Below are 17,463 nucleotides of genomic sequence, written 5' to 3'. Positions count from 1 at the left end.
ATGGTGGACTCACAAGAAAACACAGGAGATCTATTCAAAGGCTGGATATTAGCGGAAAAGAAAGTTTGCATTAAGATTGCAGATACAATTCACAATCTTAGTGCAGCTGATATCGTGCGTGTAGAGTTTAAAGATATATCAACTGTTAATGGAGTCCCTGTTAGTTTAAAACCATCCGAAGCTCTTCCTTCCATACATTTCAATAGATTTCCTTGCGAACTTAAAATCTTACTAAAAATACCGTCAGATAGTCTAAATAGGCCGATTGTAGAGTTATCTGCAATATCCTATGGTCAATCATATTCGATACAGGAGTTCCCAGAATCAGATCAAATTATTATTAATCAGATGGAGTGGTTCCCTCTTCTAGATGATAATATCAAGGAAATCCAAGATGTCCTTCGAGTAAGTCGCATATCTGAATTTGGAATAATTTCGCTGAGACAGACCTTAGACTTGATTAAATCAGGTTCATCTTTAGTGTCATTTTGTTCAGTTGTTGCAGGACCTGATAATTCAGATCACGTAAACCTCAGCTGTGATAGAGCTTTAAATCTTCTGGCAGAACATGGTTTTAAGGCTACTCTCTATCCATATCAGAAAAATGGTTTTTCTTGGCTTAAAAGCATTTCTGAAGAAGGATTAGGATGTATTCTTGCAGACGAAATGGGATTAGGAAAAACTCTTCAGATTATTGCAGTGCTAAGCTACTTCAAAATTAAGTGGGGACAACCATCTTTAATTATTGCTCCTGCAACACTTTTAGAAAACTGGCGAAGGGAGTTTGCACGTTTTTCTCCAAAAATGTCAGTTCACGTTCACTCAGGTAACGACCGAACAGGCTTTCCTTCACAATTGAAAAAATATGATATTGTTATCAGTTCATATGAAACAGTAGTCAGGGATCAGGGACTACTTGCAATGGTCGAATGGGCTTTTGTTGTCCTAGATGAAGCACAGGCAATCAAGAATCAAGAAACACGGCGAGCAATCGCGGCAAAAGGACTAAAACGCAATGTCGGCATTGCTGTTACTGGAACACCAATTGAGAATCGATTAGTAGATCTCTGGTCAATCATGGATTTCTCTTGTCCCGGATTTCTCGGCACGCGTGAAGATTTCGATAGGAATTATAGTGATAACCAGGAAAGTGCTGAAAATCTTGAGGTAATAATATCACCACTCATACTTAGACGAAGAGTTGCAGATGTTGCAACCGATCTACCTGAAAAGATAATTATCCCACAACCAGTTAACATGGATGATAAGGAAGGAAGTAATTATGAATGTATCCGTAAAAAAGTAGCTGATGAGTATGGTAAATCTGCTTCTCTGATTTCTCTATTACGTCTTCGTCAATACTGTACGCATCCTTTACTTGTTGAGGAAAATGTTGGGGTATCCGAAATTTCACTCCTAAAAAGCTCCAAATACCGAAGACTGATTGAAATTGTTGATGAAATTGTTCTTAACCAAGAAAAAGTTATAGTCTTTACATCATTTATTATGATGTCTGACATACTTTTATCTGATATACCAATACGCTTTAATATTCCAGCCTGGCAGATTGATGGAAGAACACCTGTTGAGAATCGGCAGAAGTTGGTTGATCAGTTTTCAGAAGTAAATGGACCCGCGATTTTGATATTGAATCCTAAAGCAGCAGGAACTGGGCTGAATATTACAGCAGCCAACCATGTAATTCATTATACACTTGAATGGAATCCAGCAATTGAAGATCAGGCAACTGCTCGTGCATTTCGCAGAGGCCAAACATTGCCAGTAACTGTCCATCGTTTGTTTTATCCCAATACAGTGGAAGATGTAATTAATGACAGACTTGAGCGCAAACGTTTATTGGCAGAAACAGCTGTAGTCGGTACCGAAGCAACCGAAGTAGAAGCAGCTGATATAGCAAGAGCCATTAACCTCTCACCGAATTTGAGTCCGCAAGGAGAGAACAAGTGAATCCAAGAACCAATGCGATTGAGAAAATATTGAGTCGAAATGATACAGGAGAAACAGGAGGTCATCAGGCTGGTATTCTTATTCCTAAAAATCAGGAAATACTTTCATTTTTTCCTTCATTTGACAGCAATGAAAAAAATCCAAGATTTCTGATTACTTTTAAAGATCACCTTGGTGAACAGTGGTCTTTTTCATTCATATATTACAATAGCAAATTTTTTGGTGGAACCCGTAATGAATATCGTCTGACCAGTATGACTCGATATATGAATGCCTACAACCTTAAATCAGGAGATACTTTAACCTTGTCAAGAAATTTTGACGGATTTTATTATGTGAATTATAAAAAAATCGATATTCATAAAAAAGGTGATGAACCGCTGAAACTCAGTAATTCTTGGAAAGTTGTAAAAATATAAAACGAGAGAACAATATGACTAGAAAACATACTCTGCCACCGAACCCAGCCAGACTCATTGAAGGACTGAGGGATACCGGATATAACTTCAACACGGCACTTGCAGATATTATAGACAACTCTGTTGATGCAGGTGCAACCGAAATCGATGTCAGAATCAATATGGATCCAGATGGCGATATAATAGTTACAGTAGCAGATAACGGCTGCGGAATGGACGAACCTACCCTTCTGGATGGCATGACTTATGGTGCCCAAGGCCGTGTGGACCCTAAACGACTAGGTAAATTTGGTATGGGACTAAAGACAGCATCAACAGCATTCTGTCGAAAGCTTTCAGTTGTTACAAGAAACACTTCTGACAGTGAGTTGATAAAAGCAACTTGGGACTTAGATCATGTGGGTAGTGTAGCAGATTGGCAACTACTCATCGATTCCCCAACAAGCTATGAAAAAGAACTTTTAAATGAAGTGTCTGCAGAATCATCCGGAACACTAGTTATATGGGAAAAGGTTGATCGGTTAATGAAGAATTATTCTGATTCAAATGGAAAGCCTGCCCGTAAAGCGCTTGAGAAGGTTATAGCTAATTTTAAAGATCATGCTGCCATGGTTTATCAGCGCTTTTTGAATGAGGCAGATACTCGGGCCAAAAATATTAAAATAACATTGAATGGCCAAATTGTGCCTTTTTGGGACCCATTCTGTGAAAATGAGAACGAAACTGAACTAGTTGCCGAAAAAAATCTTAAAGCAGAGCTTCCTGATGGCAGCATTGTTGAATTCTGTATTAGAGCTTTTGTACTTCCTAGAAGAGAGCACTTTTCTACTCAAGATGAAGCTAAAAACGCTCGTCTTGCGAACAACATGCAGGGCATTTACATTTACCGGGAAAACCGCCTTATTCATCCTGCTGATTGGCTCGGTATGTTCACGAAAGAGCCTCACCTGTCATTGTTAAGAGTTGAATTTTCATTCAACCATGAATCAGATGAAGCCTTTCAGGTTGACATTAAAAAATCCAGAATTCTTCTTAATGAAGAGTTATATAACTGGGTTCTAAATGAATTCTTACCGGCACCAAGAAATGCTGCTAATGAACGCTACAGAAAAGGTCAGCGTAAAAAAGTGAGTGAAGAAGCCAAAGATGCCCATAATGGTTCAAATCGCTCAATTTCTGGGAAAGAACAGGATCTGCGAACAGCAGAAGTAACTGTCGTTGATCCTAGCTCAGGAGCCGTTGATGTAAAAAATAAATCAGGCACAATCCGCCTGAAACTGAAGGTTGGAGAAGCTTATGCACCCGGACAAGTTTGCATTCAACCTTCAGAAAGTATTGACGATGGAATATTGTGGGCACCTGCGATCATAGAAGGTCACCATGCTGTCAGAATCAATACAGGTCATCCTTTTTACCATAAAGTTTATATTCCTAATCTGGCCTCAGATGTAACCATTCAAGGTATGGATTCGCTTTTATGGGCTCTGATTGAAGCAGAATTAGGAACGATAAATGAGGCAACAAAAACCCACTTTGAAGAACTGCGCTTTGAAGTATCTCGATTATTGAGAAAATTGGTAGAAGATCTTCCTGAACCTGACTTGGATGAATAATGAATATGATTGACACCAAACATCTTTCTAAGGCATTGACAGAACGGTTTGGTTTGGAAGTTGATGCTTATTCTTCTCTAGAGAATAATGGGCAAAAGGTCATTATTCGGCCGAGCGGGATAGAGCACACAATATCATTCCAAGTCGAATTTCATTTAGGATGGAGAACAATTAACGCCTTATTCATTCCTGGTAATTATGCTTCAGAATTAGTGAAAGGTACTAGATCAGCAAGCGAATCGCAAAAGGCAGCATTTGCAGTTTTCTCTGATTCTTTAAAATTTAAGGGAGCTAGTGTCTTACTTAACTTTGATCATCAACAAGTGAATGCATCAGAGCCTTCTTCATGGCCAAGGACCTGGGAAAATATATCAATAGCTATGAAGAAAATAGGAGTCATTGTTGAAAATGAAACTGGTTATGATTTTGATGCAGTCTTCCCATGGGCAACAGGATTTTTTGGACTTGCAATAGCATTATTGCCTCTTGAAGAAGTGAAGGAGCCTCTATCGGAAGGAGAAGTTGAGGGAACCGCTTTGCTCAAAGTTGTTAAACATTTTGAACGAAGCCGAATAAACAGAGCAGCTTGTATAGAAGTTCATGGAACCGACTGCAAAATATGTGGCTTTAGTTTTGGAGATGTCTTTGGCGAATTAGGTGATGGGTTTATTCATGTGCATCATGTTATACCACTCTCTGAAATGGGCGCAGCTTATGTTCTCAATCCGGCAAAGGATCTTATACCCATCTGTCCGAACTGTCATTCAATGTTACATCGGAGAAAACCTGCTTTTTTGCCAAAAGAATTAATTCATATTTTAAGTAAGCGAAAATAATGGATAAAATTTCTCCTGAAAAAAGAAGCTGGAATATGAGTCAAATCAAATCCCGGAACACTAACCCCGAAATGAAATTAAGAAAAGCATTGCACGGCATGGGATTTCGTTATCGATTGCATAATAGAAAGCTACCTGGTTCGCCAGACTTGGTTTTTTCAAAATACAAAGCTGTTATTTTTGTTAATGGTTGTTTCTGGCATCGTCATGGATGTAAACACACAACGACTCCTTCGACGCGAAAAGATTTTTGGGAAACTAAATTCAAATCTAATACCGAACGAGACAAGAAGAATATAAAAGAGCTTCAAAATTTAGGTTGGAGAATTATGATCGTGTGGGAATGTGAACTAAATAAAACTGATAATAATTCTATATTAGATAATGTAGAGAAGTTTTTACTTAGTAACTTATCTCAAATTGAGACTGAAGCTTAAATGAACTATATATCAAGAAAAATACAAGTTTTTGATAATAAAGGTGAGCCACACATCTATATGGATGAAGAGTTCTTTCTTATACAAGGACCGTTGGTATTACTAGGTGAGCCAGGAGCAGGAAAATCAGCTCTCTTGGAAAAATTTGAAGAGACAACCAACTCACCTTTCTTTATAGCTTCAGCAATCAATTTATATCCAACTATTGAAGAGGTTTCTTGCCCTTCTAAAGTAATCATTGATGGAGTGGATGAGGTAACTACATACAATGAGGGTTCTACTTTGGCTGATAGCATATTATGTAAATTATCAAACCACGTGAAGCCTAATTTTATACTCTCATGCCGCTCGGCAGATTGGCAACATTCATTGAATATCATAATCATTGAAAGTAGGTGGAAAAAAACACCAACTATTGGTCACTTGATTCCATTTAGTGACAATGAAATTATACAATTTATTAATGCAATAGATGAGAGTGTTGATGCTCATGATTTTTTATTAAAAGCCCGGCAAGAAAACGTTGTTGAGCTCATAAGAAACCCTAAAAATTTACAACTATTTTTAAAAGCTATTAAGCAACGAGGAGCATGGCCATCATCCAGACGAGAATTGTATGAACATGCTTGTATCGCACTTGTTAAAGAGCATAGTAATATACATAGATCAAAACAAATACCCCCGAGTTCTCAAACATTAATTGAAACAGCGGGTTTTATTTTTGCTCAACTATTACTATCAGATAGCATAGGCATTTCTATTAATGGCGAAAAAAATCCTGCTGCACCCCAAATAAATGACTTAATACAGGATAGTGATAAATTAAAATTATCTAAATATATCTTATCTAGCATGTTATTTAGATTAAATAGCAATAATATTTTAGTGCCTTGTCATAGAACGATAGCTGAGTTTTTAGCAGCACAATGGTTAAGTAAAAATCTTAGAGATAAATTGTCTCTGCGTCGCCTTGAAGCGATTCTTTATGGTGATGATTTTATTGTACCTTCAGCATTAAGGGGACTTCATGCATGGCTTGCAACTTTTTATCAACATGATAGGAATTGTTTTGTTATGCGGGACCCTTATGGTTATTTAAAATATGGCGATCCCTCTGTTTTAACAATAGAGCAAGCAAGATTGCTTCTAGCATCATTACAAAGAGTCGCTATCGAGGACCCTTATTTCAGAGAAAACGACTGGCATTCAAGTATTGGAGGGGAATTTTTAAAGCCTGAGTTAAAAGAAGATATTTTGGCTATCTTACACTGTAAAAATACCCCATTCCATTTATCATATTTAATTATTCAGTCAATCGGGCTTACTAAATCTAATAAGCTTATAGATGAAATGAAAGATGAACTTATTGAAATTCTACTCGATAAGAATTTCTCTCTCACAGAAAGAAACGGAATTGTCGAATGCTTAAGTAATTGCTCAGTACAGGTTGATTGGCTTAATTTGTATAATCAATTGAGAAAAATGGGTGATACAAATTCACTCCAAGTCATTATTGAGATATTTAAGAGAAAGACCAGACTAATTAATGGTAGCCAACTTGCAGAGGTAATACTTAAAATAATCGATACCCCTGATGAAGACTCTACTTTTTATATTGGCTTAGGTTATAGGTTGTTTAATAAACTATCTCTTGAACACTTGGAAGATTGTATGGGAATCTTTCAAAATTGTCTGACAATGAAAGAAGAGCCCCAAAAAGATTCGTATAAAATTCAGGCGACAATGTTCCAATTAATAGATGAAAGATTAGTGCACAATCCCAAACCTGATGCAAAACAATTATGGTCTTGGTTAAGCACTTTGGATCGGGATCTTCACAACAGAATTCATCAAGATGATAAAATTAGAACTTTCCTTTTAAGCGATGAAGATTATCGCAGAAAAATTCAATGTGCCGCTATAGAAATGTCATCCTCTTCCGAAGATCTATGGTTGATACTTTGTCTGAGCCATAGCTGGCTGTGGGTAATTGAAAATGATATCAAATATCAACTTCAAAATATTCTAACCTTGGACATAGATGATAAAGATTTAAGGTGGAAAGAAATCGTCCGTTGGATATTCGTATATCAACCATTCACTGGTTCAGCATTAGAATATGCTAGAACTCAAGCATCAGACTCTTTAATCTTGCAATCACATTTAAACGATATTGAAACTGGAAGAGAAAAAGCTAAAAAAGAGCTTCAAAAATTTGCAAAAGATAAAGAGATTAGAACTCTTTCGGAAAAAAAGCAGACTGTCAAAAGACATACTCAATACTCAGCGATTCAAGAACAAGTTCTATCTGGATCCCATATAAATGCTATTTTACAAATTGCAAAAGCTTATTTGGGTTGGTTTAATGATATTGATGGCAATGGACCTAAAGAGCGAGTTGCAGAACTCGTTGGAAAAGATTTTTTAGCCTTAGAGGGTATTATTGCTGTTATTGAGAACAACATTGTACCAAGCGCGCAAGAGCTCATAGATTTACGTGTCAACCAAAATTTAATCTCACCATTTGAACCTATTTTGATAGCTTACTGTGACCTAGTGTTTACACAAGGAAAAGCACTATCTGACATTCCTATAAATATTGCTCAATCAGCCCTAGTGGCATATCAATTGAACCATATTATTATGGGAAATGGACTGTCTCCCCAAATCAAAGAACAACTTGAAGTAATCGTATTTAATGATGGACGTTCTAAAGAGATGTTCATATACGAGGTGATTGAACCATATCTTAATTCCACCGATAAATTTGTTCCATGGTTATCACAACTTAAACAAGAGTCATTTTTTAAAGATATTGCCGGTGTAGCGGCAATCAAATGGTTAAAGGAACATCCTGATTTAGATTGTGACAAATTGAGAGAAGTTCTAACCATAGCTATATGTCATGCCCCAGAAGATTTAAAACCAATTATTCGAAAGCGAATTGATGATCCATCCTTTGAGATATCCACCAATAAGGATTTATGGTTAGGTGCCAGTTTTATAGTTGATTTTGAGTATCATATGCAAAGGCTTAATGATTATGCTACTTCAAATAAAAATACACTCTGGAAAATAGAGCATTTCATGTTTGTTAACAAACAAATATCAATTTATTGGCCAAAGTTAAACGAACACCAGTTAAGATTCATTATTAAGCACTATGGACCTGAATTTCCTCCGGTATCTTGTCCTGAAGGAGGTTGGGAAGGAAATGAAAATCCATGGGATGCTTATAAATTAATTTCAAATGCTATAAAAAAGATTGCGTTAATTACGACCATTGAATCAAGAAATTATATCAATAATCTGATTGAGGATAATAATCTCATTCATTATCGAGATGAACTAAAGCATGCTCTTGCTAACAATAAGCGAAACCATGCCTTAGCTACAAAGAATTTTACATTGCTTGAAGTTCAATCTGTATTATTAAATGAAGAACCAACTGGTCCTAAAGATTTACAATTACTTTTGATAGATCAACTGGAAAACTTTCAAAAACGATTAAAGCACAGTGAAACAGACGAATACAAAACTTATTGGAATGATAACACGCCTCATGTTGAAAATTATTGTAGAGATCGTATTATTGCTGCCCTAAATCCATACTTAGAACGTTTCAATGTACGGCTACATAAAGAAGGTGCACGATCAGACGAAACAAGGTGTGATATTTTATGCACATATAATACAATAGACTTGCCCATTGAAATTAAAGGACAATGGCATCCTAAAATGTGGACAGCTGCTTCAGATCAGTTAAAAAATTACACTAACGATTACCACACAAATGGTATTGGCTTATACATAGTCTTGTGGTTTGGAAACATCCCTGAACAAATAAAACCCCCAAAAGCTTGGAAACGTAAAAGACCAAAATCAGTAGATGAGATGAGAAATTATCTACGTGATTGTTACCAAGATTTACCTGAGGAAACCAAAATCTATGTTTTAGATCTATCTAAATAGGCCTGTTATCAAGGAATTATTTATTTATCTCGACAATGACTGTCGAGTTGATGATGTCTAATTCCCAACTATTTAGCCTTTTAATCCCCGAACCAAGCTAACCCCGTATCCAATAATCTGAGCTTGCATTTCGTTGGAACCAACACGAATGTCTGCCCAGTCCTCATTAAGAGCAATCAATTCAAATTCTCTTGCATCTTTGGAGGCTGATAATTGCTTATACTTGCGAACAATCACTTCCTGCTCCCCTTCAACCAAGGCCACTACAAAATCACCAGGCTTAGGGCTTGTATCGGGATCAACTACAATGACATCATTAATCCGAAATTCAGGCATCATACTTTCATCCTTAATCTGCAGCGCAAAAGCATTTTTTCCAATGCTATCACTGACAGCTGTACTAACAGGAATAAACTCAACTTTAGTATCAACATCCTCTTTAATTTTCTGGATAAAAGCAGCTGAATCAATTGCCTGTTTGTAATCTAAGACAGGAATCACTGCACCCATCCCAAGGGATTTTGTCATCTTCCCTTCGCGGTTATCAGTTAAGCACATTAAATAAGAGGCTGAAACTTCCAGCGCATCAGCAAGCAATTTAATTTCTGTTGGACCAGGAGTGCGGTCCCCTCTTTCATAATTATTAATACGTGAAATTTTCAGCTCACTGGTCAACTCAGCCAATGCTTTTCTCGTCAATCCTTTGGCCTTTCTTTCATTCATGATTCTTTGGCCGATTTTCTCTTTGATGTTCATACCTATTCCACGGTGTTTGGTTAATAAATTAATCCATTTATATATTGACTATAGCTCAATTTGTGTTATTTTGAGATTTATAAAATACTCGTTTTGAGTAATTAAGCTCATTAAGAGCTATTTAACGTCTTAAGTTCTCAAAATGGTACCACAAGTTTCCTAGGGAGCTAAGACTTTAGTTAAGGAATAACGGACTATTTATGTACTTTACAGTGAATGATAAGGAATTGGATGCACTCAGTGGGCTTTCATATATCCAACAAATTACCTACTTAAGAGGGATTCGACCCTACATGGATCGCAATACTTTCATAGTAGGGATTAAGCGACGTATTAGTTACCAATCGCTGGCTGAGGTACTTTATATTGAGCCCCATCAAGGCATTACAGAATCTGGAAGTCCTAGCCGTCAGCAAATTCGACGAGCCGTTAAAGGGCTTGAACGCTCAGGTCTTATTGTCATTCAATCTTTCGATAAACATCTTATTTTAAAATGTCTTTTGGCGGATATCAGTTATTGTGTCCAAAATAAACCCGGCACAAACCCGACACAGCAAGGCGACACAAAGCCACTTGCGAAACTCCTTATAAATACAGGGTATTCTGATGGTGTAGGAGCAAAAACCGACACAGATGAAATCCTAAAAGCCGACACACCTCTAATAAAAGAAAATAATTATATTTATTTATTACAACGCTTCGACCATTTCTGGCGTATGTACCCCGAGAAAAAGTCACGTGAACGTGCCTTTGAAATCTTTAAACAAATCAATCCAGATGAGCCTTTACTGCAAAGCATGCTGCAAGCCCTGGATCAACAAATCAAAACCCGTACAGCAAAAGAAGCCCATGGGGAATGGGTTCCAGCATGGAAATTTCCAGCCAACTGGTTGTCTCAAAAATGTTGGGAAGATGAAGTCAAAGTCGAATTAACGCAGGAGAAAAGGAATGAGAAGTGCGGCACAAATACTAAGAGCGGAGCCATTGATCCATTCTGGAACCCAGAAACAGGAGACGCAGCAATCACCGATGAAGACGAATACAAGCAGTCAAACGTCATCAACCTGCAATGCTACCGACAGTAGAAAAAAGTGTATTGAAAACTTGTTTACTCGCTTTGCAGTTTACTACGGACATTTGTGGCGCAGTCAGTTCAAGAGTGATGGTTTTCTGGAGTTTGCCAAGAAGGAGTGGCTGGAGGGCTTAAGTCAATTCAGTGATGAGATTTTGAATCAGGTCATTATTGATTGCCGAGATCATTGCGAAATGCCACCTACCCTGCCGCAAATGATTGGCTTTTGTCGTGATATTAAAAGACGAAATTCTTTTAATGTCGTACCAGAAAAATATCAACCAGCCAGCAAAGAAGTGGTTGAAGAGAATATCAGGCAGTGCAAAGCCTATTTATTTAAATAATAGAAGGAGAAGCAATATGTTGGTTTTAACAAGAAAAGTTGGGGAGTCTGTTGTTATCAGTGAGGAAGTTTACTGCACTGTAGTGGGTTATCGTGATGGTGAAGTTCGCCTTGCTTTCGATGCCCCTCAATCGATCCCTGTTCATCGTGATGAAATCCAAAGACGTATTTATCGAGAACGCCAAAAAGATCAATGGTTCAGCGACTCTCCTTCCAATAAGGAAAGCATTGTTGACCGTTTAATTAGCAAATTCAAACACGGCTTGAAGTCAGCTTAAAAACATCGAGGATTATTCGTATGAACGCACAAGAAGAACAAGGGATAACGGTTAAAGACCGCGCCCGTGAAAAGCTAAGGCGTGATTTGGGTGGCATGATTGAACAGGCGCTAAGTGATCCTAAAACCGTTGAAATCATGCTCAATGCAGATGGCAAACTTTGGCAGGAACGTCTTGGTGAAACAATGCGTTGTATAGGTAGTATCAATGACGCTCGTGCTGAATCCATCATTAAAACTGTTGCAGGCTTTCATGGTAAGGAAATAACCCGTTTTAATCCGATACTGGAAGGTGAGCTGCCACTGGATGGATCACGTTTTGCAGGGCAGCTGCCACCAGTGGTCTCAAAACCAACATTTGCAATTCGTAAAAAAGCCATTTCGGTTTTTACACTGGACGACTACGTAAAATCAGAAATTATGACAGAAGCACAATTTGCAGTGATTAAAAAAGCTGTTATTGCACATCGGAACATTCTAGTTATTGGTGGCACGGGTTCTGGGAAAACTACATTAGTGAACGCCATTATCAATGAAATGGTTCGTAGTTCACCATCCGAGCGCGTCTTCATAATTGAAGATACTGGTGAAATTCAATGCAGCGCTGAGAACTGCGTTCAATATCACACCACTATTGATGTCAATATGACCCAGCTTTTAAAAACCACTCTTAGGATGCGGCCAGACCGAATCCTTGTTGGTGAAGTTAGAGGCAGTGAAGCACTGGATTTACTCGATGCCTGGAATACTGGTCATGAGGGTGGTGCTGCCACTTTGCATGCCAATAACTGTCTTGCAGGACTTCATCGTTTGAAATCACTGATTACCCGTAACCCCTCTGCCCCAACTGAAATTGAACCTTTAATTGGTGAAACGGTTCATTGTGTGGTGCATATCACAAGAACGCCGCAAGGACGCAGAGTTGAAGAAATCATATCGGTTAAAGGGTATGAAAACGGTCATTACAACATCGAACAACTTATTTAAGGAGAATAGGTATGAATCAAGCAGTTAATATAAATTATCGAAGTCTATGGATGATGGGAGCGATTGTTTTATTGCTTCTGTTAATAACACACCCTGCATGTGCATCTAGCGCAGGTGGAGGATTACCTTTTGACTCGTATCTGACCAAAATACAAAAATCCATAACAGGCCCATTTGCATTTACCGCAGCAATTATTGGTTTGGTTGGCGCGGGAGCCACGCTGATTTTTGGTGGTGAAATGAATGGCTTTTTGCGAACTCTTCTCTTTATTGTACTGGTGCTTTCATTCTTGGTTGCAGCACAAAATACCATGACAGCAATTACAGGCAAAGGAGCCGAAATTGCTAAACCTTCAGTCTCAAAAAGTGCTATGGAGACACAGCCATGAGTCTTCGCACCATTCCTATACGCAGATGTGGTAACCGCCCAAGTCTTTTTATGGGTGGTGACCGCGAGCTGGTTATGTTCTCAGGTTTACTCTCAGCAATTTTAGTATTCGCAGCTCAGGATTGGCTTGCTGCACTTTTTGGTTTTGCCCTTTGGTTTTTATCTTTAAAAGGTCTAAGGCTTATGGCAAAGGCTGATCCTTATATGAGAGCAGTTTATCTGAGACAAAGAGGCTATCAGGCCTATTATCCAGCACGTTCAACCCCTTTTCGTAATAATAAAGGGGGTTATTTATGATTGAGTTCATTACCTTTTTAATCAGTATTACTGGGCTGTTGCTATTAGGTATTTTGTTTCACGCCACTCAAATGAAAAGTCGTAAACACCATGTCAACAAACATCGAAGTCATACAGCAGGATTGGTTGATTTACTAAATTATGCGGCAGTTGTCGATGATGGCGTAATTATCGGTAAAAATGGATCGTTTATGGCAGCCTGGCTTTATCAAGGTGAAGATATAGCCAATACTACCGATGAAGCGCGTGAAATGATGGCTTTTCGAATCAATCAGGCAATGTCCTCTATGGGTAATGGCTGGATGATTCATGTCGATGCCATAAGACGTGCTGCTCCTGGTTACAGTGAGTGCAATGCGTCATATTTTCCGGATCTTGTATCAAAGGCTGTTGATGAAGAAAGAAGGCAGTACTTTGAAAGTATTGGTGCTTTGTATGAAGGATATTTTGTTATCACACTAACCTGGTATCCACCTGTATTGGCGCAAAAGCGTTTTGTTGAATTGATGTTTGATGATTCAGGGGAAAAATTAAACCAAAAAGCCAAAACCCATCAATTAATTGAAACCTTCAAGCAATCATGCAGAAACTTTGAATCACGTATGAGCGCAGCGCTTCACCTCGAAAGGTTAGGCTCTGAAATACTAATCAATGAAAACCATAAGATCACTCAAGATAACTTTTTAAGACACATTCAATATTGTGTCACTGGAATTAACCATCCCGTTAATCTGCCTAAAAATCCAATTTATCTGGATGCACTCATAGGCGGTCAGGAATTAATTCCAGGTATAACACCCAAAATTGGCCGAAAGTTCATTCAATGTGTTGCTATTGAAGGATTCCCCATGGAGTCTTACCCAGGTATTTTAACGCTCTTGACTCAATTACCTGTGGAATATCGCTGGAACTCTCGCTTCATATTCATGGATCCTCATGAAGCTGTAGCTCATTTCACTAAGTTCCGTAAAAAGTGGAAGCAAAAGGTCAGAGGCTTTTTTGACCAAATGTTTAATACCAGCTCCGGTATCGTTGATGAAGATGCACTCAGCATGGTTAATGACGCGCAAGCAGCCATTGCCGAAACCAATTCAGGAATGGTGGGTCAAGGCTACTATACATCCGTCGTTGTATTAATGGATGAGGATAGAACGAGCGTTGAGAAAGCCGCCCTATTTATTGAAAAGAATATCAACGCTTTAGGCTTTAGCGCACGAACAGAAACCATTAATACTATGGATGCCTACATGGGTAGTCTACCCGGCCATGGTGTTGAAAACATCAGAAGACCTCTGATGAATACCATGAATCTGGCAGACTTGTTGCCAACATCCAGCATTTGGACTGGTGAAAATAAAGCACCCTGTCCCCTGTTTCCACCTCAATCACCGCCTCTGCTTCACTGTGTCACCAGTGGTAATGCGCCATTTCGTTTGAATCTTCATGTCAGAGACTTAGGTCACGGCATTATGTTTGGTCCAACACGCTCTGGGAAATCAACCCATCTTGGTTTATTGGCCTTGTCCTGGCGTCGCTATAAAGATGCACGTATTTATTCTTTTGATAAAGGCATGTCTATGTATCCAACCTGTAAGGCAACAGGTGGGGAGCATTTCACTATCGCAGGCAAAGACTCTCGCCTTGCCTTTGCGCCCTTGCAGTTTTTAGAAACTAAAGCGGATAGAGCCTGGGCTATGGAGTGGATTGATACGATTCTAGCTTTGAATGGTTTGAATACCACACCAGCTCAGCGCAATGAAATCGGTCATGCCATTCTAAGCATGCACCAAAGTGGCTCTAAAACCTTATCTGAATTTGTCATGACGATACAGGATGAACCCATTAGAGAAACGTTAAAGCAGTACACTATTGATGGTTTGATGGGGCATTTATTGGATGCAGAAAGTGATGGGCTTGGTTTGTCTTCATTTATGACTTTTGAAATCGAGCATTTAATGGGCTTGGGTGAAAAATTTGCATTGCCTGTGTTGCTTTATCTCTTTAGGCGGATTGAAACCTCATTAGATGGTCGCCCCACCTTAATCTTGCTTGATGAAGCCTGGTTAATGCTGGCGCATCCTGTGTTTAAAAACAAGATTGCTGAATGGCTTGATTCCATGGCTAAGAAAAACTGTGTGGTGTTTATGGCAACACAACATTTATCTCATGCAGCCAACTCTGGAATCTTAGATATTATTGTTGAATCAACTGCCACCAAAATCTTTTTACCCAATCTTTATGCAAGAGATCCTGAGACCCGACTCATTTATGAGCGCATGGGCTTAAATCCACGCCAGATAGACATCATAGCCGCAGCCCTTCCCAAACGTGATTACTACTATGTCAGTGAAAAAGGCCAGAGACTTTATCAATTGGCATTAGGTCCTTATGCCTTAGCGTTTGTGGGTGCAACAGATCCCGATTCGATTGCGCGTATGAAGCAATTGGAATCGAAATATGAGGATGAGTGGGTCTCTCAATGGCTTTCAGAAAAAGGTATTCATTTGGCTCAGTACGGAGAAGCAGCATGAAAAAAAGTATAACGAATAACCCCTACCTCAACGCCAGACGCGCCTGGAATGTTCATACCGCAGGGCTTATGAAATCACTACAAGTTTGGCAATTGGTTGGATTAGGCAGTCTGTTAATCGCATTGGCAGCAGTTGGTGGACTCATTGTGATAGGTAGCCAATCCAAATTTATCCCTTTGGTGTTTCAACAAGATGCCAATGGCAATACCTTATCAGTTACTCGTGCTGACAAGGTTGGTGACGCAAGCATTGATGATTATCGTGCTGCAGCAGCACATTTCATTGAAAACGTTCGCATGGTAAGCCTTGATACGGAACTGCAAAAGAAAGCAGTTTTTCAGGTGTATTCCTATTTAAATGCCAATGATGCGGCTTTAGCTAAGATTCAAGAGTTCTATAGCGACAAACAACAATCTAATCCCTTTGAAAGAGCTGCCTTTGAGATTGTAAGCATAGACATTCGCTCAGTACTTCAAGAATCCGATGAGACCTGGCAAGTTGACTGGATTGAAACGGTGAGAAATCGTGATGGATCGCTTAAGGAAAAGCCTCGCATGATGAAAGCAATGGTTACGATGTATCAGGAGAATGAAATCAATGATGTTACCAGCGAGTCCATTTTAAAAAATCCGCATCTGATTTATGTGCGTGATTTTAACTGGTCCTACGAATTAAAGCATGGAGAACAACAATGAAAAGAATAATGCAGCTATTTTGTTTATTAACACCGCTCACAAGTTTTGCATTGGATAACACTATTCTGGCGGAACATTATTTTTCGGATACTGTACCCAAGCTATCGAGTCAGGAAAAACAAGGTTTGGATATCGCAGAACGCACACAAAAAGGAGAAAAAACAAGTAAACCCTTTGTATCAAGCGATGGTTCAGTCAGTTTTATTTATGGATCAGGGCAAATCAGGGTAGTTTGTGCGCCTTTACAAGTGTGTGATATTGCCCTCCAACCAGGTGAGCAGTTTAACGACATGAATGTCGGTGACCCACGTTTTGTTGTTGAACCATCCATCACAGGATCTGGGGCTATGCAACAAATCCATCTGCTCATAAAACCTAAAGATGTAGGGCTTGATTCTTCTTTGGTAGTCACCACAGACAGAAGAACCTATCACTTTAGATTAAAGTCAGATAGAACCGAATTTATGCCTTACATTTCATTTACTTATCCTGATGAGGCCAAAGCCAAATGGCAGTTACTACAACGCATCCAGGCTGAAAGACGAAAAGTAGATACCTTACCAGAAACCAATGAATATCTAGGTGATCTTAACTTCAATTATCGCATTCAAGGCAATGCCCGATTTAAGCCTGTTAGAGTATATAACAATGGCGTCAAAACGATTATTGAGATGCCACGAACCATGGCTCAAAGTGAAGCGCCCGCGCTGCTAGTTTTAAGAAGTCGAGGGCTATTTAAAAAATCAGAATCCGTCATGGTCAATTATCGCCTCCAGGGTTGTCGTTACATCGTAGATGGTGTTTTTGATAAAGCCATATTGGTTATCGGCAGCGGTTCCTCTCAAGAAAAAATTACGATTACAAGGTGCTGA

General features: G+C 38.8%; 16 protein-coding genes. 15 read left to right on the top strand and 1 reads right to left on the bottom strand.

Annotation, left to right across the window (positions count from 1 at the left end; all coding sequences use genetic code 11):
• Genes B094_RS15655 through eruA form a run of 6 tightly spaced genes read left to right on the top strand, consistent with a single transcriptional unit; the run spans position 1 to position 9,245 of the window.
• Complete coding sequence (locus B094_RS15655; protein WP_018576452.1) at positions 1-1,968, top strand: DEAD/DEAH box helicase; 1,968 nt, start codon at positions 1-3, stop codon at positions 1,966-1,968.
• A complete protein-coding gene (locus B094_RS0103700; protein WP_018576451.1) occupies positions 1,965-2,387 on the top strand; it encodes an EcoRII N-terminal effector-binding domain-containing protein in 423 nt (140 codons plus the stop codon). Before B094_RS15655 ends, B094_RS0103700 begins: the two co-directional genes overlap by 4 nt.
• 14 nt (positions 2,388-2,401) lie before the next feature.
• The gene (locus B094_RS0103695; RefSeq protein ID WP_018576450.1) at positions 2,402-4,000 is read left to right on the top strand and encodes an ATP-binding protein; all 1,599 of its coding nucleotides are present in this window, start codon (positions 2,402-2,404) and stop codon (positions 3,998-4,000) included.
• Positions 4,000-4,836, top strand: a complete 837-nt coding sequence (locus tag B094_RS16400) for an HNH endonuclease (RefSeq protein WP_018576449.1) — start codon at positions 4,000-4,002, stop codon at positions 4,834-4,836. The genes B094_RS0103695 and B094_RS16400 overlap by 1 nt, the downstream gene beginning before the upstream one ends.
• Positions 4,836-5,273 (top strand): very short patch repair endonuclease, encoded by a 438-nt coding sequence (locus B094_RS0103685; protein ID WP_018576448.1) that lies wholly within the window; start codon positions 4,836-4,838, stop codon positions 5,271-5,273. The genes B094_RS16400 and B094_RS0103685 overlap by 1 nt, the downstream gene beginning before the upstream one ends.
• A complete protein-coding gene (eruA, locus tag B094_RS0103680) occupies positions 5,274-9,245 on the top strand; it encodes an NACHT domain-containing antiphage protein EruA (RefSeq protein WP_018576447.1) in 3,972 nt (1,323 codons plus the stop codon). It abuts the gene before it with no gap.
• 72 nt (positions 9,246-9,317) lie between these two features.
• Here eruA and B094_RS0103675 read toward each other — a convergent pair whose 3' ends face one another.
• Complete coding sequence (locus tag B094_RS0103675; RefSeq protein ID WP_018576446.1) at positions 9,318-10,001, bottom strand: helix-turn-helix domain-containing protein; 684 nt, start codon at positions 9,999-10,001, stop codon at positions 9,318-9,320.
• A 200-nt stretch (positions 10,002-10,201) separates the two neighbouring features.
• Here B094_RS0103675 and B094_RS0103670 point away from each other — a divergent pair, with 200 nt between their 5' ends.
• From B094_RS0103670 to trbG, 9 genes are read left to right on the top strand one after another with little or no spacing between them, the layout of a single operon-like run.
• Entirely contained in the window at positions 10,202-11,086 is an 885-nt protein-coding gene (locus tag B094_RS0103670; RefSeq protein WP_018576445.1) for a hypothetical protein, read from the top strand.
• Between the two features lie 19 nt (positions 11,087-11,105).
• A complete protein-coding gene (locus B094_RS0103665) occupies positions 11,106-11,417 on the top strand; it encodes a vir region protein (RefSeq protein ID WP_018576444.1) in 312 nt (103 codons plus the stop codon).
• A gap of 16 nt (positions 11,418-11,433) precedes the next feature.
• The gene (csrA, locus tag B094_RS0103660) at positions 11,434-11,694 is read left to right on the top strand and encodes a carbon storage regulator CsrA (RefSeq protein ID WP_018576443.1); all 261 of its coding nucleotides are present in this window, start codon (positions 11,434-11,436) and stop codon (positions 11,692-11,694) included.
• A gap of 20 nt (positions 11,695-11,714) precedes the next feature.
• A complete protein-coding gene (gene trbB / locus B094_RS0103655; protein ID WP_018576442.1) occupies positions 11,715-12,680 on the top strand; it encodes a P-type conjugative transfer ATPase TrbB in 966 nt (321 codons plus the stop codon).
• An 11-nt stretch (positions 12,681-12,691) separates the two neighbouring features.
• Complete coding sequence (locus tag B094_RS0103650; protein ID WP_018576441.1) at positions 12,692-13,069, top strand: TrbC/VirB2 family protein; 378 nt, start codon at positions 12,692-12,694, stop codon at positions 13,067-13,069.
• On the top strand, positions 13,066-13,365 hold the full coding sequence (locus B094_RS0103645) for a conjugal transfer protein TrbD (protein WP_018576440.1): 300 nt from the start codon (positions 13,066-13,068) through the stop codon (positions 13,363-13,365). The genes B094_RS0103650 and B094_RS0103645 overlap by 4 nt, the downstream gene beginning before the upstream one ends.
• Positions 13,362-15,896 carry a VirB4 family type IV secretion/conjugal transfer ATPase gene (locus B094_RS0103640; RefSeq protein ID WP_018576439.1) on the top strand — a complete coding sequence of 845 codons (2,535 nt, stop codon included), beginning with the start codon at positions 13,362-13,364 and terminating at the stop codon, positions 15,894-15,896. The genes B094_RS0103645 and B094_RS0103640 overlap by 4 nt, the downstream gene beginning before the upstream one ends.
• The gene (locus tag B094_RS0103635) at positions 15,893-16,591 is read left to right on the top strand and encodes a conjugal transfer protein TrbF (protein WP_018576438.1); all 699 of its coding nucleotides are present in this window, start codon (positions 15,893-15,895) and stop codon (positions 16,589-16,591) included. The genes B094_RS0103640 and B094_RS0103635 overlap by 4 nt, the downstream gene beginning before the upstream one ends.
• On the top strand, positions 16,588-17,463 hold the full coding sequence (trbG, locus tag B094_RS0103630) for a P-type conjugative transfer protein TrbG (protein WP_018576437.1): 876 nt from the start codon (positions 16,588-16,590) through the stop codon (positions 17,461-17,463). The genes B094_RS0103635 and trbG overlap by 4 nt, the downstream gene beginning before the upstream one ends.

It is taken from the genome of Legionella shakespearei DSM 23087 (genome assembly GCF_000373765.1).
Lineage (GTDB): Bacteria > Pseudomonadota > Gammaproteobacteria > Legionellales > Legionellaceae > Legionella > Legionella shakespearei.
Note: the sequence above shows the minus strand (reverse complement) of the source record. Positions and strands in the feature narration are given on the sequence as shown.

Excerpts from the sequence above, each read along its gene's own strand:
- B094_RS0103645 (WP_018576440.1), top strand. The coding sequence starts at position 13,066 with ATGAGTCTTCGCACCATTCCTATACGCAGATGTGGTAACCGCCCAAGT.
- B094_RS0103695 (WP_018576450.1), top strand. The coding sequence starts at position 2,402 with ATGACTAGAAAACATACTCTGCCACCGAACCCAGCCAGACTCATTGAA.
- trbB (WP_018576442.1), top strand. The coding sequence starts at position 11,715 with ATGAACGCACAAGAAGAACAAGGGATAACGGTTAAAGACCGCGCCCGT.
- B094_RS0103675 (WP_018576446.1), bottom strand. The coding sequence starts at position 10,001 with ATGAACATCAAAGAGAAAATCGGCCAAAGAATCATGAATGAAAGAAAG.
- B094_RS0103640 (WP_018576439.1), top strand. The coding sequence starts at position 13,362 with ATGATTGAGTTCATTACCTTTTTAATCAGTATTACTGGGCTGTTGCTA.
- B094_RS0103635 (WP_018576438.1), top strand. The coding sequence starts at position 15,893 with ATGAAAAAAAGTATAACGAATAACCCCTACCTCAACGCCAGACGCGCC.
- trbG (WP_018576437.1), top strand. The coding sequence starts at position 16,588 with ATGAAAAGAATAATGCAGCTATTTTGTTTATTAACACCGCTCACAAGT.
- B094_RS16400 (WP_018576449.1), top strand. The coding sequence starts at position 4,000 with ATGAATATGATTGACACCAAACATCTTTCTAAGGCATTGACAGAACGG.
- csrA (WP_018576443.1), top strand. The coding sequence starts at position 11,434 with ATGTTGGTTTTAACAAGAAAAGTTGGGGAGTCTGTTGTTATCAGTGAG.
- B094_RS0103670 (WP_018576445.1), top strand. The coding sequence starts at position 10,202 with ATGTACTTTACAGTGAATGATAAGGAATTGGATGCACTCAGTGGGCTT.
- B094_RS0103685 (WP_018576448.1), top strand. The coding sequence starts at position 4,836 with ATGGATAAAATTTCTCCTGAAAAAAGAAGCTGGAATATGAGTCAAATC.
- B094_RS15655 (WP_018576452.1), top strand. The coding sequence starts at position 1 with ATGGTGGACTCACAAGAAAACACAGGAGATCTATTCAAAGGCTGGATA.
- B094_RS0103650 (WP_018576441.1), top strand. The coding sequence starts at position 12,692 with ATGAATCAAGCAGTTAATATAAATTATCGAAGTCTATGGATGATGGGA.
- eruA (WP_018576447.1), top strand. The coding sequence starts at position 5,274 with ATGAACTATATATCAAGAAAAATACAAGTTTTTGATAATAAAGGTGAG.